The organism is Limimaricola litoreus (assembly GCF_024159025.1).
In the GTDB taxonomy this organism is placed as follows: domain Bacteria; phylum Pseudomonadota; class Alphaproteobacteria; order Rhodobacterales; family Rhodobacteraceae; genus Limimaricola; species Limimaricola litoreus.
The window spans coordinates 1-21,170 of sequence record NZ_JAMYXC010000275.1; the positions used below are offsets into that span (position 1 = coordinate 1).

The window sequence follows — 21,170 nt, forward strand, 5'->3', positions numbered from 1 at the left end:
GCGCGAGCGCCTTCTGGGCCACCTCGTGCCGGGCGGCGCATCCTCCGCCGCGCGCCGGGACGAAGGGCGGGCGCGGCCTCATATCGACTGATCCGGGCCGCGCGCGGGAACAGCATCGCCACGGCGTTGTTGGACCCTCGTGATACGAGCGGAGGTTGAGCATGGGCAGTTCGTCGCGCGCGGTCGAGGACATCCTCGACCGTCTGGAGCAGGAGGGCCGCGATGACGATCGCGCCACGGTGGGCGACGTCACCGGCGCGCTGGGCGATCGCGGCTTCGGGCCGTTTCTCTTCGTTCCCGCGCTGATCGAGATATCGCCCATCGGCGGCGTACCCGGCGTGCCGACGCTCCTTGCCCTGATCATCGCGCTCTTTGCGGTGCAGATCGTCATGCAGCGCGACGAGATGTGGCTGCCGGGCTTCCTGGAAAACCGCTCGGTTTCGGGCGACAAGCTCGCCAAATCGGCCGACAAGCTGCGCGGGATCGGCCGCTGGCTCGACCGCTGGTTCCACGGGCGGCTCGAGGCGCTGACCGGGCCCAAGGCCAGCCGCATCGCCGGGATCGCGGTGCTGATCCTGTGCCTGACCGTGCCGCCGCTTGAGCTTGTCCCCTTTGCCTCGACCGCGCCGATGGCCGCCATCGCCGCCTTCGGCCTTGCCATGACCCTGCGCGACGGTGTGCTGATGGCGCTGGGCTTCGTGCTCAGCCTCGTGGCGCTGGGCGTGGGCTTCGGCATGATCGGCGGGGGTGGCGGCGGCTGAACCCGAGGGGGCTGGAAACCCGACCCGGCGCGCGGCATGGTCGATGCGCCCGCACAGCTGGAGACGACGAGATGACGATGAAGCCCGAGGGCGCGAAGGCCTTTCATTCCCTGCATCGGCACGGCTTCGTGCGCGTCGCCACCGCGACGCCTCGGGTGCGGCCCGCCGATGTGAGCTTCAACCGCGACGCGGTGATCGACGAGGCGCGCCGCGCGCATGGCGCCCGCGCCGATATCGTCGTCTACCCCGAGCTTTGCGTATCGTCATACGCCATCGACGACCTGCACATGCAGACCGCGCTGCTCGACGCCGTCGAGGCGGCGGTGGAGCGGATCGTGGAGGAAAGCGCCAAGCTCGCGCCGGTGCTGCTCATCGGCGCGCCGCTGCGGCATGAGGGGCGGCTTTACAACTGCGCCATCGCCATCTCGCGCGGGCGGGTGCTGGGCGTGATGCCCAAAAGCTTCCTGCCCAACTACCGCGAGTTCTACGAGAAGCGCTGGTTCGCCGAGGGGCGCGGCGTCACGGGGCGGGTGATGCGGCTCGGAGGCGAGGAGGTGCCCTTCGGCACCGATCTGATCTTCGAGGCGGAGGATCTGCCGGGAATGATCTTTCACACCGAGATCTGCGAGGATTTCTGGGCCCCGGTTCCGCCGTCCAGCGCCGCCGCGACCGAGGGCGCGCTGATCCTCACCAATCTCTCGGCCTCCAACATCGTGATCGGCAAATCCGACGACCGCCACGTGCTGTGCCGCAGCCATGGGATGCGCAGCTTTGCCGCCTATGCCTATTCCGCCGCCGGTCCGGGCGAGAGCACCACCGATCTGAGCTGGGACGGGCAGGGGGCGATCTACGAGATGGGCGACCTGCTGGCGCAGTCCGGCCGCTTCGACACGGAGCCCGAGCTGTGCATGGCCGACGTGGACACGCAAAGGCTTTTGAACGAGCGGATGCGCACCGGCACCTTCAACGACGCGGGCAAGGGCGAGGCCCCGGCCTTCCGCCGCGTGCGGTTCACCCATGAGCCGCATTTCGAGGATGCGGGGCTGATGCGCCCGATCCGCCGCTACCCTTATGTCCCCAACCGCGAGAGCCATCTCGACCTCGACTGCTACGAGGCCTTCAACATCCAGGTGGAGGGGCTGCGCCGGAGGATGGAATCGATCGGCAACCCCAAGCTGGTGATCGGCATCTCCGGCGGGCTCGACAGCACCCACGCGCTGATCGTCGCGGCCAAGGCCTGCGACCGGATGGGCCTGCCGCGCGACACGATCCTGGGCTACACCATGCCCGGCTTCGCCACTGGCGACGCGACCAAGTCCAACGCCTGGAAGCTGATGCGCGCGATGGGGATCGAGGCCGCCGAGATCGATATCCGCCCCGCCGCGCGGCAAATGCTGTCCGACATGGAGCACCCGTTCTCGGGCGGCGAGCCGGTCTATGACGTGACCTTCGAGAACGTGCAGGCGGGGCTTCGGACCGACTACCTGTTCCGGCTTGCCAACCAGAACGGCGGCATCGTCGTCGGCACGGGCGATCTGAGCGAGCTGGCGCTGGGCTGGTGCACTTACGGCGTCGGCGACCAGATGAGCCATTACAACGTCAATTCCGGCGTGCCGAAGACGCTCATTCAGTACCTGATCCGCTGGTCGATCCGCTCGGGTCAGTTCGAGGAGCAGGCCACCACCGACGTGCTGCAGGCGATTCTCGACACCGAGATCTCGCCCGAGCTGGTACCGCAGTCCGAGGAGGAGGAGCTGCAATCGACCGAGGACCGGATCGGGCCCTACGCGCTGCACGACTTCTTCCTGTTCCACACCATGCGCTACGGGCTGCCGCCCTCCAAGATCGCGTTTCTCGCCTGGCACGCCTGGCATGATGCGGAACGCGGGCTCTGGCCGATCGGCTTTCCCGAGGACAAGCGCAGGACCTACGACCTGCCTGAAATCCGCAAATGGCTGGAGGTCTTCGTCCAGCGCTTCTTCGGTTTCGCGCAATTCAAGCGTTCGGCCATGCCGAACGGGCCCAAGGTCTCGGCGGGCGGCTCGCTTTCCCCGCGCGGCGACTGGCGTGCGCCCTCGGATGCGAGTGCGGCCGTCTGGCTTGCGGAGCTGCGCGACAACGTGCCCGAAGGCTGATCTTTCCTGTCCCGCCGGGATGCGTTAGACGGGGTCGCCCGGAATGGTCCGGGCACCGGTCGCAGCCTACCCGGTCAAAACAAGGACGGATCAAATGAAAACTTATGTCATCTGCTCGGGCGGGCTCGATAGCGTGTCGCTCGCTCACAAGGTCGCCGCCGAGAACGAACTCGCGGGGCTGATCTCCTTCGATTACGGCCAGCGCCACTCCAAGGAGCTGGACTTCGCCCGCGCCGCCGCCGAGCGGCTGGGCGTGCCGTTCCACCTGATCGACATGCGCGGGATCGGCGCGCATCTCACCGGCTCGGCGCTGACCGACGATGTCGAGGTGCCGGACGGGCATTACGCCGAAGAGACGATGAAGAGCACGGTCGTGCCCAACCGCAACGCCATCATGCTGACCGTGGCCTTCGGTGTGGCGGCAGCGCAGAAAGCCGATGCGGTGGCGACGGCGGTGCATGGCGGCGATCACTTCATCTATCCCGACTGCCGGCCCGAGTTCACCGAAAGCTTCGAGGCGATGCAGCGCCATGCGCTCGACGGCTATGCCGACATCCGCCTCTACACCCCCTTCGTGCACGCGCCGAAATCGGCGATCGTCACCGAGGGCGCGAAGCACGGCACGCCCTTTGCCGAGACGTGGTCCTGCTACAAGGGCGGCGAGAAGCAGTGCGGCCGCTGCGGCACCTGCGTCGAGCGGCGCGAGGCCTTCCACCTCGCGGGTGTGGAGGACCCGACCGAATACGCCGACCCCGACTACTGGCTTGAGGCCGTGAAGAAGGGGGCGCGCTGATGTACACCATCACCAAGGAGTTCCACTTCTCCGCCAGCCACCAGCTGTGCGACCTGCCCGAGGATCACCCCTGCGCGCGGCTGCACGGGCACAACTACATCGCGGTGGTGGAGCTGCAGGCCGAGGACCTCGACGCGAACGGTTTCGTGCTCGACTACCGGGCGCTGAAGCCGCTGAAGACCTGGATCGACGATCATCTCGATCACCGCCACCTCAACGAGGTGTTCGGCCATGACCATGTGACCTCGGAAGTGCTGGCCAGGACGATCTATGACTGGGCGCGCGCCCGCTGGGATCAGGTCAGCGCCGTGCGCATTTCCGAGACGCCCAAGACATGGGCGGAGTACCGGCCCCGGAGCGCGGCATGACCACGCTCAGGGTATCGGAGATTTTCGGCCCGACGATCCAGGGCGAGGGCGCTTTGATCGGGCAGGCGACGGTCTTCGTGCGCTTGGGCGGCTGCGACTACCGCTGCTCGTGGTGCGACAGCCTGCATTCGGTCGAGAGCGAATACCGCCACACATGGGCGGCGATGGAGACGGGTGAGGTCTGGGCCAAGGTGGTGGAGCTCTCCGGCGGGCGGCCCCTCACCGTCACGATCTCGGGCGGCAACCCGGCGATCCAGGATTGCGGCCCGCTGATCGAGACGGGCCGGGCGCTGGGCTACCGCTTCGCGCTGGAGACGCAAGGTTCGGTGGCGCGCAACTGGTTCTCCCGGCTGGAGCCGCTGGTGCTCTCTCCCAAGCCGCCCTCATCGGGCGAGGTGCCGGACTGGGACCGTTTCGACGAGTGCCTCGCTGCGGCGGGGAAGGCGGAGGCGATCCTCAAGATCGTGGTCTTCGACGAGACCGATTACGCTTGGGCCCGCGACGTGGCGGCGCGCTACCCGGCGCTGCCGGTCTATCTTCAGCCCGGCAACCACACCCCGCCACCGCCCGAGGCGGAGGATGCCGAGATCGACATGGAGGGCATCACCGACCGCATGGACTGGCTGGTGAGCCGCACGCTCGCCGATGGCTGGTTCGAGGCGCGGGTGCTGCCGCAGCTGCACGTGCTGATCTGGGGCAACAAGCGCGGCGTCTAGCCTGCGAGGCCGCGCCGCGCCTTGATGAAGGCGCTCAGGAAGGCGGCTTCGGCCAGAAGCTTGGCGCTATCCGCCGCGGTCTCGCCCAAGGCATGGGCGAGATCGGCCGCCACGCCAGCGCGGGGGCGTGGCTGGCAATGAAGGCGTGGGCGGGTCTGATCTTGTCGAGCATGGAGCATCCGCCGAGCGGAAGGGCCGGGACGGCGCGGCAAAGGCTCACCGGTTTCCCCCTTGGCGTGTGTCTTTAACGCCGCCGCGCGCTTGACCGCAACGCCGCGCGCGCTCTCATTGTCGTGACCTTGGCCCCCGGGGCCTCTTTGACGGACGATGCATGACCCGCGACACCCGCGCCCGAAGACCCCTGCCGCCCGGATCGTCGCGGCTGCTTCTTGCCGCGCCACTGCTGCTTGCCGCCTGCGACGGGCGGCAGTCGGTGTTGGTCGACGGCGGCGCGGATGCGCGCATCCTGACCGATCTCTTCGTGGTGATGCTGATCGGCGCGGTGGTGCTGTGGTTCGGCATGAACGGGCTATTCTACTGGGCCACCCGCCGCAGCCCGGCGCCGCATTCGCAGCGCATGGCCAACTGGCTGGTCATCCTCGGCGGCATCGCCTTTCCGACCGTCACCCTCGGCGCGCTGCTGGTCTACGGCCTCACCCTCATGCCCGACTTGCGCGCCACCGGCGACGGGCCGGTGATCCGGGTGACGGGCGAACAATGGTGGTGGCGCGTCGCATACGAGCGCGAGGACGGCTCCACGGTCGTCACCGCCAACGAGATCAGGCTTCCGGCGGGCGTGCGCTCGACCTTCCTGCTCGACAGCAAGGAGGTGATCCATTCCTTCTGGGTGCCGAGCTTGGGCGGCAAGATGGACATGTTTCCGGGCCGGGTGAACGAGATGACGCTCGGGCCGGAGGTGCCGGGGGTCTACCGCGGCCAATGCGCCGAGTTCTGCGGCGAAAGCCACGCCTGGATGGCCTTCGAGGCCGAGGTGATGGAGCCCGCGGCCTTCGAGGCCTGGCTCGAGGCCGAGGCCACCCCGGCGGCGCCCCCCGCCACGCCCGAGGCCGGGCGCGGCGCGGCGCTGTTCCTGTCCCAGGGCTGCGGCGCCTGCCACGCGGTGCGCGGCACGCCCGCCGTGGGGCAGGTGGGGCCCGATCTCACCCATGTCGGCTCGCGCCATTCGCTCGCCGCCGGGCGGCTGGGCACGAGCCTGGAGGATTTCGCCAAATGGGTCGCCAATCCCGGCGCCTGGAAACCGGGCGCCGAGATGCCCGCCTATGACCACCTTTCGGACGCGCAGATCGGCGCGATCGCCGCCTATCTCGAGGGTCTCGAATGAGCCAGAACCGTATCCCCGCAGGCGATCTCGCGGCCAAGGGCGTCTATCCCCCGACCGAGGAGATGCTGAACGAGCCGGTGCCCGAGGAGGTGCAGGCAGGGCAAAGGGAGCGGCTGGCCAAAGCCTGGAAGACGCCGCAAGGCTGGCGCTACTGGACGGCCGTGAACAACTCCGAGGTCGGCGTGTGGTACACCATGACCGCCTTCGCCTTCATGCTGATGGCGGGCGTCATGGCGCTCCTGATGCGGTTGCAGCTTTGGGTGCCCGAGAACGACCTGATCTCGGCCGACATGTTCAACCAGCTCTTCACCATGCACGGCTCGGCGATGATGTTCCTCTTCGCCGTGCCGATGTTCGAGGCGATCTCGATCCTGATCCTGCCCGCGTTCCTGGGCGCGCGCGACATGCCGTTCCCGCGGCTCTCGGCCTATGGCTACTGGTGCTTCCTGATCGGCGGCGTCTTCGTGATCGGCTCGATCCTGTTCTCCGCCGCGCCCAAGGCGGGCTGGTTCATGTATCCGCCGCTCGCCACGATCGAGCTCGGCATCGGCTCGGACATCTGGCTTCTGGGCCTGTCGTTCATCGAGGTGGCCTCGATCGCCGCCGCGGTAGAGCTGATCGTCGGCGCGCTGAAGTGCAGGCCGCCGGGGATGCGGGTCAACGTCATGCCGCTCTACGCATGGTACGTCCTCGTGGTGGGCGGCATGATCCTCTTCGCCTTTCCGCCGCTGATCGCGGGCGATTTCCTGTTCGAGCTGGAGCGCTCCTTCGACTGGCCCTTCTTCGACCACACCCGCGGCGGCGATCCGATGCTGTGGCAGCACCTGTTCTGGATCTTCGGCCACCCGGAGGTCTACATCATCTTCCTGCCCTCGATCGCCATCGCGGCGATGATCGTGCCCACCGTCGCGCGACGCCCGATCCTGGGCTATTCCTGGATCGTGCTTTCGGCCGTGGGCACCGGCTTCCTGAGCTTCGGGCTCTGGGTGCACCACATGTTCACCACCGGCCTGCCCAATATCTCCCTGGGCTTCTTCTCGGCGGCCTCCGAGGCCGTGGTGATCCCGACCGGCATCCAGCTTTTCGCCTTCGTCGCCACGCTGATCGCGGGGCGGGTGGTGATGACGCTGCCGATGCTGTGGATCGCGGGTGCTCTGGCGATCTTCACCGCGGGCGGTCTCACCGGCGTCATGGTCGCGGTCGCGCCCTTTGACTGGCAGGTGCACGACACCTATTTCATCGTGGCGCACCTGCATTACACGCTGTTCGGCGGCATGGTCTTTCCGGTGATCGCGGGGGTCTATTACTTCTTTCCGTTCTTCCGAAAGAAGATGCTGTCGGAAAGGCTCGGGCGCTGGGCCTTCTGGCTGATCTTCACGGGCTTCAACATCACCTTCCTGCCGATGCATCTCACCGGGCTTCTGGGCATGCCGCGCCGGGTCTACACCTATCCCGAAGGCCTCGGCATCGACTGGCTCAACCAGATCTCGACCGTGGGCTCCTTCATCGTCGCCGCCGGTTTCGCGGTCTTTGCCTGGGACATCGTTCGCCCCAAGAAGGATCAGCCGCAGATCGCGCGCAACCCGTGGGGCGGCGGCACGCTGGAATGGAGCCACGAGATCCCCGAGACCAAGTGGGGGGTCCGCTCGATCCCGCACATCACCTCGCGCTATCCCTTGTGGGACCAGCCCAAGCTGGTCGATCGCATGGACGCGGGGCGCTATTACCTGCCCGATGCCGAGGAGGGCCTGCGCGAGACCGTCGTGACCAGCGTCATCGACGCCCGGCCCATCCAGGTGCAGCGCGTCACCGGCCCGGCCTATATCACCATCATGGCCGCGGGCTTCACCGGCGGCGCCTTCATCTTCCCGACCTTCCACATCTACACCCCGGCCATCATCTGCGCCGCCTTCGCGGTGGTCTGCATCCTTTACTGGCTGTGGACCTCGACCGCGCGTCCGCCCGAGAAGGACATGAAGGACGTCGGCCTCGGCCTCAGCCTGCCGACCTATGCCGCGGGGCCGCAGGCGGTGGGCTGGTGGGCGGTCTGGATCACCATGCTGGGCGATGCCACGGCCTTCGCTTCGCTGGTCTTTGGCGTGTTCTTCTACTGGACCTCAAACAGCGCCTTCCCGCCGCCCGGTGCCGAGCATGCCTCGGGCTACGTCGTGGCGCTGGCCACCGCGGCCTTCGCGCTGTCATGGGCGCTGACGCGCGGCGCGCGTGGGCTGAATCGGGCGGGGCGCGTGGCCGCGGCGCGCGCGGCCCTTGCGCTCGCGCCCTTGCTGACACTGTCTGGCATGGGCGGCTTCATCCTGTCGGTTCTGGATCTCGATCCGACGTCTCATGTCTACCCGGCGATGATGTGGGCGCTGATGGTCTGGGTGGTGGCGCATGGCATCGTCGGTACGATCATGCAGGGCTATTGCCTCGCCGGCAGCCTCCTGGGCAAGCTCACCCCGCGCTATGACGCGGACCTGTGGAACGTCACGCTGTTCTGGCATTTTCTCGGCCTGACGGCGTTGGTCACGGGGGCGATGATCGGCCTCGTGCCGCGGCTGATGTGAGGGAGGGGCGCATGGACCGCGACGATCACGACCGCCAGCCGCATCCGCGCGAGGACGAGCACGAGTTCGGCGAGGAGCGCGAGAGCCTGTGGCGCATCGCCTTCGCGCCGACGATCTGGGCCTTTCACTTCGCCATCAGCTATGCCGCCGTCTCGGTCTATTGCTTCAAGTTCGAGCGCATGGTCGACATGGGCACGCTCAGGCTCGGGCTGATCGCGATGACCGTGGTGATGCTCGCCGCCATCGCCTGGATCGGCTGGCGCGCCTTTCGGCGCTGGGACGTGTATGACACCGGCGAATTCACCAACCCCGAGGGCAGCGCCGAGGACCGGCACCAGTTCCTCGGCCATGCCGGGTTTCTGCTGGCGGTCGTCTCCTTCATCGGCGTGGTCTACGACACGCTGCCGCTCGTGATCCTGGGCACGTGCCGGTGAGCCCCGGCGCGATCAGGCCGGTGCCGCTGATCCTCGGGCTGGGGCTGCTGGCGGCGGTCTGGGTCGCGCCGCGCGCCATGTGGTTCGACGGGCCCTTTGCGGGGCACATGCTGCGGCACATGGTGCTCGTGGCGCTGGCGGCTCCGCTCCTGGTGCTGGGCTGGCCCGCGCTGGGCCGGGCGCTGGCGCCGGGCCCGCTCATCGCCGCCGTGCTCGAATTCGCGGTGGTCTGGGCCTGGCACCTGCCGCGCGCGCATGCGCTCTCCTACGAGGCGGCGCCTTGGTTCGTGGCCGAGCAGGCAAGCTTCCTGCTCGCGGGGCTGCTGGTCTGGGCGGGTTGCCTGCGGGCGGCGCATCCTCTGGCCGGGGCGGGGGGGCTCTTGCTCACCTCGATGCACATGACGCTGCTGGGCGCGCTCTTGATCCTCGCGCCGCGCGATCTCTATGCCGCGTGGTGCGGGCTGATGCCGAACCTGACGGGCCAGCAGATGGGCGGCATGATCATGCTCGGCATCGGCACGCCGGTCTATCTCGTGGCGGGGCTGTGGCTCACCTCCCGCGCGGTGAACGAAAAGGAGGCCGCGGCATGAGGCAGCGGACAAGGACGGTTCTCTACACGCTCGGCGCGCTGGCCGTGGCGGGGGCGCTCGCGGGCGGCGCGACGGTGGCCTTCGGGCTCTACAACGTTTCCGCCCGCGCGGGGCACCTCGCCCCCACATACTGGGCGCTGCACACGACATATCGCAATTCGGTCGATCTCTATTCCGGCGCGCCCGAAACGCCCGCCCCGAACCTCGACGACCCGGCGCTGATCGAGCTTGGCGCGCGGCATTTCGAGACCGCCTGCGCCATGTGCCACGCGGTGCCGGGCAAGGAGCGGACCGCCACGGTGCGCGGCATGAACCCCGAGCCGCCGCACATCACCGAAGCGGTGGGCAGATGGAGCCCGCAGGAGCTGCACTGGATCCTCTACGAGGGGGTGAAGATGTCGGGCATGCCGCAATGGCCCTCCTCGCGCGGGGATGACGTCTGGGCCGTCGTGGCCTATCTGCGCGCGATCCAGAACGCGGCCATCACGCCCGAGCGGCAGGCCGAGATCACCGCGCGCGCGGCGCTGGACGCTCCCAAGGGGGCGGCGTGGTGCGCGGGCTGCCATGGGGGCACGCAGGCGCATGTGCCCCGGCTCGACATCTTCGAAGCCGATTACATCGAGGCCTCGCTCACCGCCTACCGCGAGGGGCGGCGCGAAAGCGGCATCATGCAACACGCGGCCTCCGAGCTGCGTCCCGATGAGCTGCGCGACCTGGCCGAATGGTTCGCCGGGCACGAAGCACCGCCGAAATCGAGCGGCGCGGCCGGGTCCGAGACGCTGACCCTTGGCGAAAAGCTGGCGCGCGCAGGCACCGACGACGTGCCCGCCTGCACCGCCTGCCACGGGCCGGGGCCGCGCGACCTCGCGGGTCTGGGCGGCGAGGAGCTGGAGGGGAAGTTCCCGCCGCTGGCCGGGCAGGACGAGGCCTATCTCATCACCCAGCTGCGGCTCTGGCGCGACGGGGTGCGCGGCGGGACCGAGGCCTACAACCTGATGCGCGTCGCGGCGCAGGAGCTGGAGGAAGAGGAGATCGAGGCGCTGGCCGCGTGGTATGCCGCACTCGACCCAAGCACCGGCGAAATCGCCGCCCCGGGAGAGGGGCGGCGCGGCCGGATCAACCCGATGCGCCTGCCCGCCGATCACTGAGACCCGCAGATATTGCAAGGGCCTGACATATTGGTGTGTTGCACCGATACTGCCGCGCGGGCACACCCCGGAGAGGGAAACCGGGCGGTGCGACCCGGCGGCATCGAGGGGAGAACGGCATGAAGCGGATGATGGCAGGGCTCGGCGGTGCGCTGATCCTCGCGGGCGGACTGGCCCATGCGCAGGAGGGCGATGCGCTGCTCGATATGAGCTGGGACGAGATCGTCGAGACCGCGCGCGGCGGCGAGGTCAACGTCTTCATGTGGGGCGGGGCCGACAACATCAACGCCTATGTCTCCGACTACATCGGCGGCCAGCTCGAAGACGATTACGACATCACGCTCAACCGCGTGCCGCTCACCGACACGGCCGAGGCGGTGAACATCGTGCTGGGCGAGGTCGAGGCCGGAGCAGCGGAGGGCGCGGTCGACATGATCTGGATCAACGGCGAGAACTTCCGCACCATGAAGCAGGGCGATCTGGCGTGGTGCGGCTATGTCGACAAGCTGCCCAACGCGGATCTCGTCAATTTCGACAACCCCGCCATCGCCAATGATTTCGGCACGCCGGTGGAGGGCTGTGAGGTGCCGTGGAGCCGGGTGCAGTTCGCCTTTGCCAATGACACCGCCCGCACGCCCGAGCCGCCGCGCTCGATCCCCGAACTCATCGACTGGGCCGAGGCCAACCCCGGCCGCTTCACCTATCCCGCGCCGCCCGATTTCACGGGTGCCGCCTTCGTGCGCCATGTCTTCACCCATGTCGCGGGCGGGGCGGACGCGCTGATCGGTCCCTTCGATCAGGCAAAGTTCGACGAGGTCGCCGAAGAGACGTGGGAGATCCTCAACGATCTGGAGCCGCACCTGTGGCGCGAGGGGCGGACCTATCCGACCTCGATCACCCAGCTGCAGCAGATGTTCGCCAACCAAGAGGTGGATCTGTTCTTCACCTATGACCCGGCCGAGGTCGGCACGGCGGTCGCCAACGGCATCTTCCCCGAGACGATGCAATCCTACGGGCTGAGCGACGGCACGCTGGCCAACACCAACTACATGGTGATCCCTGTCAACGCCGCGAACAAGGCGGCGGCTTTGGTGACGCAGAACCTGCTCTTGTCGGGCGAGGCGCAGCTCGAGAAGGCGCAGCCTGAGGTCTGGGGCGCGGCCACGGTGATCGAGCCGGACCGCGCCTCAAAGGAGGTGCAGGCGGGCTTTGCAGCGCTTGAGCGGCACCCCTCGGTCGTCTCGATCGAGGAGCTGGGGCAGGCGGCCCTGCCGGAGCTGACCCCCGACTGGACCTCGAAGATCGAGGATGGCTGGATCGAGAACGTCGGCAACTGAGGTGATCGGGCGCGGGCATCCATGGCTGTCGCTCGCGCCCGCGCTTGGCGTGATCGCGGTGCTGTTCGGCGGCGGGCTCGTGCTCGGGCTCGCGGGCTCCTTCGGCATGGGGCGCGGCGGCTGGACGTTCGAGCCCTGGCTGGCGGTGCTGTCGGAGGGGCGGGTCTGGCGCGCGCTTGGCCTGTCGCTCTGGATCGCCTTCGCCTCGACTGCCTTGGCCTGCGGCCTCGGTCTCGGGGCCGCGCTGCTGCTGCGCCGCCGTTTTCCGGGGCAGGGGCTGGCGCGGCTGCTGTTCCAGATCAACCTCACCATCCCGCATGCAGTGGGCGCGCTGGGCATCCTGTGGCTCCTGTCGCAATCGGGCTTCCTCGCGCGGCTTGCGGGCGGGGCGGGGCTGATCGACGGGCCCGCCGGGTTTCCGGCGCTGACGCAGGACCGCCATGCCATCGGCATCATCGCGCATTACGTCTGGAAGGAGGTGCCCTTCATCGGGCTGATCCTCTTGGCCAACATGCAATCGATCGGCGACGATCCCGAGGCCGCGGCCCGCAGCTTGGGCGCTTCGCCCTTCGCCGCGATGCGTCTCGTGCTGCTGCCGCTTCTGCGCCCGGCGCTGATCCGGGCGGGCGCCATCGTCTTTGCCTTTTCCTTCGGCGCGTGGGAGGTGCCGGTGCTTCTGGGTCAGAGCGCGCCGCCGGCGCTGCCGGTGCTGGCGTGGCAGCGCTTCACCGATCCCGACCTCGCCGCCCGCCCCGAGGCGATGGCCATCGCCATGCTGATCGCGCTGGTCTCGGCGCTCTTGATTCGCGCGGCCTTTGCGGGGCGCTCATGAGCGCGCGGGCGCGCATGGCGCTGGGCGTGCTGCTGATCGCGGCGCTGATGGCGCCCCTGGTGCCGCTGGCGCTGTGGTCGGTGGCGCGCGGCTGGTTCTATCCGCAGATCCTTCCCGCGACATGGACGCTGGAGCCATGGATGCGCGCCTTCGCAGCCCGCTCGGACATTCCCGGCGCGCTGATGACCACGACCTGCATCGCGCTTGCCGCCGCGGCCCTGGCGCTGGCCTTGGGCATCCCGGCGGGCCGGGCGCTCGGGCTCTACCGCTTTCGCGGCAAGGCGCTGGTGGAGCTGGCCTTGTTGGCCCCGGTGATCGTGCCGGGCATCGCGGTGGGTTTGGGCGTGCACGGCGTGTTCCTGCGGCTGGGGTTGACCAATTCCGCGCTCGGCGTCGTGCTGGTGCATCTGGTGCCGACGCTGCCCTATGTGGTCTTCGTCATGTCGGGCGTCTTTGCCAATTACGACGCCGAGGCCGAGGCGCAGGCGCGCAGCTTGGGCGCGCGCCCGCTTCAGGTGCTGTGGCACGTCATGCTGCCCGCCATCGCGCCGGGGGTCATGGTGGCGGGGCTCTTCGCCTTTCTCGTCTCCTGGTCGCAATACATCCTGACGCTGACCATCGGCGGCGGGCGGGTGGTGACGCTGCCCTTGCTGCTTTATGCGCAGGCGGGCGCGGGGCGCAACGATCAGGCGGGCGTGCTCGCCATGCTGAGCCTCGCGCCCGGCCTTGTCATCCTCGCGCTGGTGGCGCGACAGCTCGCCGGGCGCGGCATGAGCATCGGAGGAACGCGGTGACGCGGCTGACACTCGACACCCTCGACCTGCGCCACCCGGGCACGGAGCGCCCGGCGCTCGATGCGCTGTCGCTCGATGTCGCGGATGGCGAGATGGTGGCGCTCCTGGGCCCCTCGGGCTGCGGCAAGACGACGGCGCTGCGCGTCATCGCCGGGCTGATCGCGCCCGACGCGGGCGAGGTGCGCTTCGACGGCGTCTCCGTCGGGCATCTGCCGCCTGAGCGGCGCGAGGCGGTGCTGGTGTTCCAATCGGGGCAGCTCTTTGCGCATATGGATGTGGCGTCCAACGTGGGCTTTGGCCTGCGCATGCAGCGCCGCCCCAAACGCGAGATCGCCGCGCGCGTGGCCGAGGCGCTGGCGCAGGTGCAGCTGGCCGATCTCGGCCACCGCAGCCCGCACGAGCTGTCGGGCGGGCAGCGGCAGCGCGTGGCGCTCGCGCGCGCGCTGGTCCTCAAGCCCGGCCTGTTGCTGCTCGACGAGCCGCTCTCGTCGCTCGACGCGCATCTGCGGACCGAGATGCGCGCGCTGATCCGGCGGCTGCAGCGCGAGACCGGGATCACCACGCTGGTGGTCACCCACGACCAGGAGGAGGCGGCGGTGCTGGGCGACCGGGTGGCGCTGATGCTGGGCGGGCGCATCCACCAGATCGGCGCGGGCGCCGAGCTGTGGAACCGGCCCGCCGATCTCGAGGTGGCGCGCTTCTTCGGCGGTTGCAACTTCATTCCCGGCCGCTCGGCGAATGGTGCTTTCGACTGCGCGCTGGGGCGGCTTGCCCTGCCTCGGGCCGCGCCCGCGGGCGAGGGCTGCCTGACGCTGCGCCCCGAGGCGATCGAGCCGGGCGAGGGCGAGAACGCGGTGACGCTGCGGGTGATCGAGACCCGCTTCGAAGGGTTGCTGACCCGGATCACGGCAGAGGCCGCCGGCCTGCGGCTCGAAGCGCTGATGCGCGCCGGTGCCGCGCGCGGTGCCGTGCCCGGGCAGGACGTGCGCTGGCGCCTGCCGCGCGAGGCGCTCTGGGTGCTGCCCGGCGTCTGAACCCCCATGCCTGACACATTGCCGCACACCGAAGTGAGCCGCGCGGCAGTGACGCTTCCGCGCGCGGCTGATAGCCTCGCCGGATCAAAGGAGTGCCCCCATGTTCTCAGCCGAGCTGATCCTCGACGCGACCCTGCTTCCCGCGATGATGATCGCGCTCACGGCGGGGCTTCTGTCCTTCCTGAGCCCCTGCGTGCTGCCGATCGTGCCGCCCTATCTGGCCTATATGGGCGGCGTCTCGGTGACCGACCTCTCGGCCCCGCGCGGCGACCGGCGGCGGGTGATGACGGCGGCGCTGTTCTTCGTGCTGGGCCTGTCGACCGTCTTCCTGCTGCTCGGCGTCGCGTTTTCGGCGCTGGGGCGCGCCTTCCTGCAGTTTCAGGATTGGTTCAACATTATTGCCGGGATCACCATCATGATCTTCGGCGCGCATTTCGCGGGGGTCCTCCGCATTCCCTTTCTCGACCGCGAGGCGCGGGTCTCGGGCGGGGATCGCGGCGGTTCGGCCTTTGGCGCCTATGTACTGGGGCTGGCCTTCGCCTTCGGCTGGACGCCCTGCCTCGGCCCCATTCTCGGCACCATCCTCGGACTGGCCGCGACCGAGGCCGACATGACGCGCGGGGCCGCGCTGCTTGCGGTCTATGCCGCGGGGCTCGGGATACCCTTCCTGCTGGTGGCGGCCTTCTTTCCCAAGCTTTCGGGGGCCATGGCCTGGATGAAGCGGCACATGGGCCGGATCGAGCGCACCTCGGGGCTGCTTTTGTGGACCGTGGGGCTGATGATGCTGACCGGGCAATTTTCCGATTTCAGCTTCTGGCTGCTCGAAACCTTTCCCTCCCTCGCGGCACTCGGTTGAGGCCCGCATTCGGCCTTATGGTGGCCCGCTTCCTCCTCTAACCTGCACCTCAAAGGGGGCAGGCCATGGACGGATCATCGATGCGGGGGGTGCGCAGGCGGCGGGTGTTCTACATCCCGGGCTTCGACCCGATCCACCCGCGCCGCTACCGCGAGCTCTACCGCCGCGAGGGCGCTGCGCAGGCCGCGCTTTCGGGCTTCGACCTCGCGCTTGCACCCGCCAAGGGGCGCCGCTTCGGCTGGGATGTCGCCGCAAGGATCGAGGGCGGCGAGGTGCGCGCCGAGTTCGAGGTTCTGGTCTGGTCGGACATCGTGCGCGAGCAGATGCGGGGTGGCGTTCTGGCGACCTACGGCCAGCTTTTGCGCACCGCCTGGACCTATATCGCCAGCGACGCGCTGGGGCGGCTGATGCGGCTCAGGAAGGGGCCGGTGATCGCAGCACTCTACCCGGTGGTGATGCTGGTGGTGCAGCTCGGGCTGGCGCTGGGTCTGGGCGCACTGGCGGGCGCTGGCGCGGCACGGCTCGCGCTTTGGGCCGGGGTGCCGGGCTGGGTCGCCTATTGGCCGGTACTGGCGGCGGCGGTCTGGGGGGTGTTGTCGTGGTTCAAACGCCATGACCGCCGCTTCTTTGCCTATTATCTCATGCATGACTACGCCTTTGCGGCGCGCTGGGGCGGGGCGAATCCCGATGCGCTGGAGGCGCGGCTGGCGTTGTTCGAGAACCACATCGCCGCGGCGCTGCAGGAGGATGTCGACGAAGTGCTCGTGGTCGGCCATTCCTCGGGGGCGCATCTCGCGGTCTCGGTGCTGTCGGACCTCATTCGCGCGGGCCGGGTGCCCGAGGGCGGCCCGGCGCTGGGTTTCGTCTCGCTGGGGCAGGTGGTGCCGATGATGTCATTTCTGCCCGAGGCCCGCCGCCTGCGCGCCGATCTCGCTTATCTGGGCGCGCGGGACGAGCTGACATGGCTCGACGTGACGGCACCGGGCGACGGCTGCGCCTTTGCGCTGTGCGACCCGGTCGCGGTGTCGGGCGTCGCCACGCCCGACCAGCGCTGGCCGCTGGTGATCTCGGCCGCCTTCACGCAGACGCTAAGCCCCGCGCGCTGGCGCGAACTGCGCTGGCGCTTCTTCCGGCTGCATTTCCAGTATCTCTGCGCCTTCGACCGGCCCGGCGATTACGATTATTTCCGCCTCACCGCCGGGCCGCTGACGCTGGCCGAGCGCTTCGCAAGCCGCGCGCCCTCGCGTTCCACCATCCGCCGGGCGCTGTCGCCGCATGTCGCCGTCGCATGAGCCTGCCGCCCAAGCCCGTGCCCCGCGCGCCGCGCGTGTCGCTCTGGCGGCACCTCAGGCTGTTTCGCGCCGACATCCTCTCGGCCCAGCCCGCGCGGCTCTACCGTGCCTGGATGGCCGAGTTTCGCACGCCCTTCTTCCGCTCGGTGCTGGTCAACGATCCGGCGCTGCTGCGATGCGTGCTGAAGGAGCGGCCGCGCGACTTTCCCAAATCCGAACGGATCGGCGCGGGGCTGCGGCCCCTGCTCGGGGCTTCGGTGTTTCTCACCAACGGGGCCCGGTGGGAGCATCAGCGGCGGATCATCGACCCGGCGTTCGAAGGGGGCAAGCTCAGGGAGAGCTTCGCCGCGATGCAGGCGGCGGGCGCGGCGGCGGTGGCGCGGCTCGGCCCGTTGGCCGATGGACGGCCGGTCGAGATCGAGGCACAGGCGAGCCATGCCGCAGCCGACGTGATCTTTCGCACGCTGTTCTCGATCCCGATCGAGCACGAGACGGCGCAGGCGACGTTTGAAGCCTTTCACGCCCATCAGCGCAGCCAGCCGCTTTTGAACCTCGCGGCCTTCGTGAAGGGGCCGGGCTGGATGCCGCGGCTTCATTCGCGCGAGACGCGCGCCACGGCAAGGCGCATCAGGGGGCTGATCGCGGGGCTCGTGGCCGAGCGCGCGGAGCGCATCGGGTCGGGCGACGCGCCGCCCGACCTCGCCACCAAGATCATGACCACGCCCGATCCCAAGACGGGGGAGCGGTTCTCGCCCGACGAGATGGTCGATCAGGTAGCGATCTTCTTTCTCGCGGGCCACGAGACCAGCGCCTCGACGCTGGGCTGGACGCTCTACCTGCTGGCGACGCATCCCGAGATACAGGAGCGCGCGGCGGCGGAGGCAGGGGCGTTTTCCGGTGCGTTCCCGGAGCTTTCCAGGCTGAAGCTCATCCGCGACGTCACGCGCGAGGCGCTGCGTCTCTATCCGCCGGTGCCAATGATGGTGCGCGAGACGACACGCCCCGAGCGGTTTCGCGACCGCGTGCTCAAGCGTGGCACGCAGGTGGTGCTGTCGCCGTGGCACCTGCACCGGCACGAGCGGTTCTGGAAGGATCCCGACGCCTTCGACCCCGACCGCTGGAGCCGCGACGAGACGAAGGAAAGCGCGCGGCGCGCCTTTTTGCCGTTCAGTTCGGGGCCGCGCGTCTGCCCCGGCGCGGGATTCGCCATGGCCGAGGCGGCGGTGCTGCTGGCGGCGCTGCTGGTGCGCTACCGCTTCGCGCCGGTCGAGGGCGACGTGCCGGTGCCAGTGGCGCATCTGACGGTGCGCTCGAAGGCCGGGATCAGGCTGCGGGTGACGCGGCGGGACCGGGCCTAGCCCGCGCGGTCCATGACCCGGCGCAGCACGAAGACCCGGATCGCCGAGGCCAGCCCGACGTCGCCCCGGCCCGCGTCGATCTCGGCGGCCAGTCCGTTGATCGTGCGGCCCTCGGCTGAAGCGATGTCGCGAAAGGCGCGCCAGAAGGCATCCTCCAGCGAGACGCTGGTGCGGTGCCCCTTGAGCGTCAGCGAGCGCTTGACGGGCCGGCCGTCACTCATCGTCGCGCCGATGCCCGTCGAGCCGCCGGGCCGCGCTTTCGGCCTCGGCGGCGTCGCGCGCCTTCTCGGCCTTGGTGCGGCCGAACTTCGCGGCATTGGCATCGGCGCGGGCCGTCTTTTCGGCCCGCGCCTTCTGTTTCCTGAACTGGTTCAGGTTCACCGGCTTCATTTCGGGCCGATCATCTCCTCGGGGCGCACCACGCGGTCGAAGGTCTCGGCGTCGACGAAGCCGAGGTTGATCGCCTCTTCCTTCAGGGTCGTGCCGTTCTTGTGCGCCGTCTTGGCGACGGTGGTGGCGTTGTCATAACCGATGGTCGGGGCCAGCGCGGTCACCAGCATCAGGCTTTCGCGCATCAGCTTCTCGATCCGCTCTTCGTTGGCGGCGATGCCCGCGACGCAGTTGTCGGTGAAGGCCACCGAGGCGTCGCCCAGAAGCTGCATGCTCTGCAGCACGTTGTAGGCCATCATCGGCTTGTAGACGTTGAGCTCGAAATGCCCCTGGCTGCCCGCGAAGCCCACGGCGGCGTCGTTGCCCATCACATGGGCGCAGACCTGCGTCAGCGCCTCGCACTGGGTCGGGTTGACCTTGCCGGGCATGATCGAGGAGCCGGGCTCGTTCTCGGGCAGCATCAGCTCGCCGAGGCCGCAGCGCGGGCCGGAGCCGAGAAGGCGGATGTCATTGGCGATCTTGAACAGCGAGGCGGCGACGGTGCGCAGCGCGCCCGACATCTCGACCATCGCGTCATGCGCGGCCAGCGCCTCGAACTTGTTGGGCGCAGTGACGAAGGGCAGGCCGGTGATCCTTGCCATGTTCTCGGCCACGGTCTCGCCCCAGCCATGGGGCGTGTTGAGCCCGGTGCCCACGGCGGTGCCGCCCTGCGCCAGCTCGTAAATCGCGGGGAGCGCGGCCTTGATGCGGCGGATGCCCATGGCGACCTGATGCGCATAGCCGCCGAACTCCTGGCCCAGCGTCAGCGGGGTCGCGTCCATGGTGTGGGTGCGGCCGATCTTGATGATGCCCTCGAAGGCCTTGGCCTTCGCGGCCAGCTCGGCATGCAGCTTCTCCAGCCCCGGCAGAGTCACGCCGCGCGCGGTGGTGGCGACGGCGATGTGCATCGCGGTCGGGAAAGTGTCGTTCGACGACTGGCCCATGTTGCAGTGATCGTTGGGATGCACCGGCGTCTTGGAGCCCATCGCGCCGCCCAGCATCTCGATCGCGCGGTTGGCGATCACCTCGTTGGCGTTCATGTTCGACTGCGTGCCCGAGCCGGTCTGCCAGACCACCAGCGGGAAATGATCGTCGAGCTTGCCCGCCACGACCTCGGAGGCGGCGGCGATCATCGCATCGGCGATCTCGGGCTCGATCTTGCCGCGCGCCTTGTTGGCCTCGGCGCAGGCCTGCTTGATCACGCCCAGCGCACGGACGATGGCCACGGGCTGCTTTTCCCAGCCGATCGGGAAGTTCATGATCGAGCGCTGCGTCTGCGCCCCCCAGTAACGGTCCGCGCGGACCTCGAGCGGGCCGAAGCTGTCGGATTCGGTGCGGGTGGGGGTGGTCTGGCTCATCGCGGTCTCCCTGGTATGCCGTCGCATGCCATCTACCGCGCGCGCCGCCCCCTGGGCAATCGTCTAAATGACCGGGCTCAGGACTTGCGGAAGCTGTCGAGGCTGACGACCTGGGCCTCGCCCTTCTTGGCGGGCTCCTCCTCAGGCTCGGCCATCTCCTGCATCGGCGCCTCCTCGTCCTCCTCCTCGTCGTCGCTCTCGTCCTGGTTCTCGAAGCGCAGGCCGAACTCGACCGAGGGGTCGACGAAGGTGCGGATCGCGTCGAAGGGGATGTAGAGCGGCTCGGGGCTGTCGCCGAAGTTCAGCGTGACGGAAAAGCCCTCGTCGGTGACGGTGAGATTGTCGAACCAGTGCTGGATCACGATGGTCATCTCGCCCGGGTAGCGGTCCGAGAGCCAGTCGGCGATCTCCACGTCGGGATGCATCGTGTCGAAGGTGATGAAGAAGTGATGCTTGCCCGGCAGGCCCTCGACGGCGATGCGCTCGAGCACCTCCTGGATCAGCCCGCGCATCGCGCGATGCATCAGGTTCCCGTAGTCGATGGTGCGGTTGGCAGGGCGGGTCACGTGGCGTCATCCTTTCGCGGTCGTGCCAAGCATAGGGGATTCGGAGGCGGATGAAAGGGGGCGGGCCACGGGCAACGGCTTTGCGGCCCTATCGCGGGCGGGGCGCGTGGCTTCGGCGCATCGGCGGGGCGGAGGGGCCGTGGCCCAGAAGCCGGACCAGCTCGCGGCGCAGCTTGAGCCGCATTGCGCGCGGGTAGTCGCGGTGGCCGCGCGCGGTGATGACGAAGCCGTCGCGGGTGGCCACATGGCGCAGGTAGAAGCCGGTGATCGCCTGGCCGAGGCTCTCGATGGCGAGCCCGTTGACCGTGACCCCCATCGCCTCGGCGCGACGCCGCGCCGCGCCGACATCGCCGCCGTCGTTGGGCGTGCCGTCGCCCGAAACGTCGATCACCCGGCGGTGGCAATCGGGGGCTCGCGCCATCAGCGCAAGCGCCGCCTCCAGCGCCTCGGCCGGGGCCGT

Annotated in this window: 22 protein-coding genes; 17 read left to right on the forward strand and 5 right to left on the reverse strand. The window is 69.0% G+C overall.

Features of this window, described 5'->3' with window-relative positions; translation table 11 throughout:
* Window positions 1-161: 161 nt before the first annotated feature.
* From NHG85_RS17200 to NHG85_RS17280, 17 genes are all read left to right on the forward strand, one after another.
* Complete coding sequence (locus tag NHG85_RS17200) at window positions 162-761, forward strand: exopolysaccharide biosynthesis protein (protein WP_253334728.1); 600 nt, start codon at window positions 162-164, stop codon at window positions 759-761.
* 71 nt (window positions 762-832) lie between these two features.
* Entirely contained in the window at window positions 833-2,896 is a 2,064-nt protein-coding gene (locus NHG85_RS17205; protein ID WP_253334730.1) for an NAD(+) synthase, read from the forward strand.
* Between the two features lie 94 nt (window positions 2,897-2,990).
* Window positions 2,991-3,689, forward strand: coding sequence for a 7-cyano-7-deazaguanine synthase QueC (queC, locus tag NHG85_RS17210; RefSeq protein WP_253334732.1), 699 nt, complete (start codon window positions 2,991-2,993; stop codon window positions 3,687-3,689).
* Complete coding sequence (locus tag NHG85_RS17215; RefSeq protein WP_253334733.1) at window positions 3,689-4,057, forward strand: 6-pyruvoyl trahydropterin synthase family protein; 369 nt, start codon at window positions 3,689-3,691, stop codon at window positions 4,055-4,057. The genes queC and NHG85_RS17215 overlap by 1 nt, the downstream gene beginning before the upstream one ends.
* Window positions 4,054-4,773, forward strand: coding sequence for a 7-carboxy-7-deazaguanine synthase QueE (gene queE, locus NHG85_RS17220; protein ID WP_253334734.1), 720 nt, complete (start codon window positions 4,054-4,056; stop codon window positions 4,771-4,773). Before NHG85_RS17215 ends, queE begins: the two co-directional genes overlap by 4 nt.
* A 331-nt stretch (window positions 4,774-5,104) precedes the next feature.
* Complete coding sequence (locus NHG85_RS17225) at window positions 5,105-6,115, forward strand: cytochrome c oxidase subunit II (protein WP_253334741.1); 1,011 nt, start codon at window positions 5,105-5,107, stop codon at window positions 6,113-6,115.
* On the forward strand, window positions 6,112-8,682 hold the full coding sequence (gene ctaD / locus NHG85_RS17230; protein WP_253334743.1) for a cytochrome c oxidase subunit I: 2,571 nt from the start codon (window positions 6,112-6,114) through the stop codon (window positions 8,680-8,682). Before NHG85_RS17225 ends, ctaD begins: the two co-directional genes overlap by 4 nt.
* An 11-nt stretch (window positions 8,683-8,693) precedes the next feature.
* On the forward strand, window positions 8,694-9,116 hold the full coding sequence (locus NHG85_RS17235) for a hypothetical protein (RefSeq protein ID WP_253334745.1): 423 nt from the start codon (window positions 8,694-8,696) through the stop codon (window positions 9,114-9,116).
* On the forward strand, window positions 9,107-9,706 hold the full coding sequence (locus NHG85_RS17240) for a cytochrome c oxidase assembly protein (protein ID WP_253334747.1): 600 nt from the start codon (window positions 9,107-9,109) through the stop codon (window positions 9,704-9,706). The genes NHG85_RS17235 and NHG85_RS17240 overlap by 10 nt, the downstream gene beginning before the upstream one ends.
* Window positions 9,703-10,854: a c-type cytochrome gene (locus NHG85_RS17245; protein WP_253334755.1), complete on the forward strand. Its 1,152-nt coding sequence runs from the start codon at window positions 9,703-9,705 to the stop codon at window positions 10,852-10,854. Before NHG85_RS17240 ends, NHG85_RS17245 begins: the two co-directional genes overlap by 4 nt.
* 119 nt (window positions 10,855-10,973) lie before the next feature.
* Window positions 10,974-12,191 carry an ABC transporter substrate-binding protein gene (locus NHG85_RS17250; protein ID WP_253334757.1) on the forward strand — a complete coding sequence of 406 codons (1,218 nt, stop codon included), beginning with the start codon at window positions 10,974-10,976 and terminating at the stop codon, window positions 12,189-12,191.
* 1 nt (window position 12,192) lies between these two features.
* Entirely contained in the window at window positions 12,193-13,023 is an 831-nt protein-coding gene (locus NHG85_RS17255; RefSeq protein WP_253334758.1) for an ABC transporter permease subunit, read from the forward strand.
* Window positions 13,020-13,817: an ABC transporter permease gene (locus NHG85_RS17260; RefSeq protein ID WP_253334759.1), complete on the forward strand. Its 798-nt coding sequence runs from the start codon at window positions 13,020-13,022 to the stop codon at window positions 13,815-13,817. Before NHG85_RS17255 ends, NHG85_RS17260 begins: the two co-directional genes overlap by 4 nt.
* Complete coding sequence (locus NHG85_RS17265) at window positions 13,814-14,851, forward strand: ABC transporter ATP-binding protein (protein WP_253334760.1); 1,038 nt, start codon at window positions 13,814-13,816, stop codon at window positions 14,849-14,851. The genes NHG85_RS17260 and NHG85_RS17265 overlap by 4 nt, the downstream gene beginning before the upstream one ends.
* Window positions 14,852-14,951: 100 nt before the next feature.
* Window positions 14,952-15,707 (forward strand): cytochrome c biogenesis CcdA family protein, encoded by a 756-nt coding sequence (locus tag NHG85_RS17270; RefSeq protein WP_253334761.1) that lies wholly within the window; start codon window positions 14,952-14,954, stop codon window positions 15,705-15,707.
* Between the two features lie 65 nt (window positions 15,708-15,772).
* A complete protein-coding gene (locus NHG85_RS17275) occupies window positions 15,773-16,999 on the forward strand; it encodes a hypothetical protein (RefSeq protein ID WP_253334762.1) in 1,227 nt (408 codons plus the stop codon).
* Window positions 16,996-18,357 carry a cytochrome P450 gene (locus NHG85_RS17280; RefSeq protein WP_253334763.1) on the forward strand — a complete coding sequence of 454 codons (1,362 nt, stop codon included), beginning with the start codon at window positions 16,996-16,998 and terminating at the stop codon, window positions 18,355-18,357. Before NHG85_RS17275 ends, NHG85_RS17280 begins: the two co-directional genes overlap by 4 nt.
* On the opposite strand, the gene NHG85_RS17285 is transcribed toward NHG85_RS17280, so the two are convergent.
* The 5 genes from NHG85_RS17285 to NHG85_RS17305 all read right to left on the reverse strand — a co-directional run.
* Entirely contained in the window at window positions 18,354-18,578 is a 225-nt protein-coding gene (locus NHG85_RS17285; RefSeq protein ID WP_253334765.1) for a ribbon-helix-helix domain-containing protein, read from the reverse strand. The genes NHG85_RS17280 and NHG85_RS17285 overlap by 4 nt on opposite strands.
* Complete coding sequence (locus NHG85_RS17290; protein ID WP_253334767.1) at window positions 18,571-18,747, reverse strand: DUF4169 family protein; 177 nt, start codon at window positions 18,745-18,747, stop codon at window positions 18,571-18,573. The genes NHG85_RS17285 and NHG85_RS17290 overlap by 8 nt, the downstream gene beginning before the upstream one ends.
* Window positions 18,744-20,144: a class II fumarate hydratase gene (gene fumC, locus NHG85_RS17295; RefSeq protein WP_253334769.1), complete on the reverse strand. Its 1,401-nt coding sequence runs from the start codon at window positions 20,142-20,144 to the stop codon at window positions 18,744-18,746. The genes NHG85_RS17290 and fumC overlap by 4 nt, the downstream gene beginning before the upstream one ends.
* Window positions 20,145-20,221: 77 nt before the next feature.
* Window positions 20,222-20,668, reverse strand: a complete 447-nt coding sequence (locus NHG85_RS17300; RefSeq protein ID WP_253334772.1) for an SspB family protein — start codon at window positions 20,666-20,668, stop codon at window positions 20,222-20,224.
* Window positions 20,669-20,798: 130 nt separating this feature from the next.
* Window positions 20,799-21,170: DUF1194 domain-containing protein (locus NHG85_RS17305; protein ID WP_253334771.1), on the reverse strand; the 372-nt coding region annotated here is incomplete at its 5' end.

Coding starts and splice junctions, on each gene's coding strand:
- NHG85_RS17200 (WP_253334728.1), top strand. CDS start 162: ATGGGCAGTTCGTCGCGCGCGGTCGAGGACATCCTCGACCGTCTGGAG.
- NHG85_RS17205 (WP_253334730.1), top strand. CDS start 833: ATGACGATGAAGCCCGAGGGCGCGAAGGCCTTTCATTCCCTGCATCGG.
- queC (WP_253334732.1), top strand. CDS start 2,991: ATGAAAACTTATGTCATCTGCTCGGGCGGGCTCGATAGCGTGTCGCTC.
- NHG85_RS17215 (WP_253334733.1), top strand. CDS start 3,689: ATGTACACCATCACCAAGGAGTTCCACTTCTCCGCCAGCCACCAGCTG.
- queE (WP_253334734.1), top strand. CDS start 4,054: ATGACCACGCTCAGGGTATCGGAGATTTTCGGCCCGACGATCCAGGGC.
- NHG85_RS17225 (WP_253334741.1), top strand. CDS start 5,105: ATGACCCGCGACACCCGCGCCCGAAGACCCCTGCCGCCCGGATCGTCG.
- ctaD (WP_253334743.1), top strand. CDS start 6,112: ATGAGCCAGAACCGTATCCCCGCAGGCGATCTCGCGGCCAAGGGCGTC.
- NHG85_RS17235 (WP_253334745.1), top strand. CDS start 8,694: ATGGACCGCGACGATCACGACCGCCAGCCGCATCCGCGCGAGGACGAG.
- NHG85_RS17245 (WP_253334755.1), top strand. CDS start 9,703: ATGAGGCAGCGGACAAGGACGGTTCTCTACACGCTCGGCGCGCTGGCC.
- NHG85_RS17250 (WP_253334757.1), top strand. CDS start 10,974: ATGAAGCGGATGATGGCAGGGCTCGGCGGTGCGCTGATCCTCGCGGGC.
- NHG85_RS17260 (WP_253334759.1), top strand. CDS start 13,020: ATGAGCGCGCGGGCGCGCATGGCGCTGGGCGTGCTGCTGATCGCGGCG.
- NHG85_RS17270 (WP_253334761.1), top strand. CDS start 14,952: ATGTTCTCAGCCGAGCTGATCCTCGACGCGACCCTGCTTCCCGCGATG.
- NHG85_RS17275 (WP_253334762.1), top strand. CDS start 15,773: ATGGACGGATCATCGATGCGGGGGGTGCGCAGGCGGCGGGTGTTCTAC.
- NHG85_RS17280 (WP_253334763.1), top strand. CDS start 16,996: ATGAGCCTGCCGCCCAAGCCCGTGCCCCGCGCGCCGCGCGTGTCGCTC.
- NHG85_RS17285 (WP_253334765.1), bottom strand. CDS start 18,578: ATGAGTGACGGCCGGCCCGTCAAGCGCTCGCTGACGCTCAAGGGGCAC.
- NHG85_RS17290 (WP_253334767.1), bottom strand. CDS start 18,747: ATGAAGCCGGTGAACCTGAACCAGTTCAGGAAACAGAAGGCGCGGGCC.
- fumC (WP_253334769.1), bottom strand. CDS start 20,144: ATGAGCCAGACCACCCCCACCCGCACCGAATCCGACAGCTTCGGCCCG.
- NHG85_RS17300 (WP_253334772.1), bottom strand. CDS start 20,668: ATGCATCGCGCGATGCGCGGGCTGATCCAGGAGGTGCTCGAGCGCATC.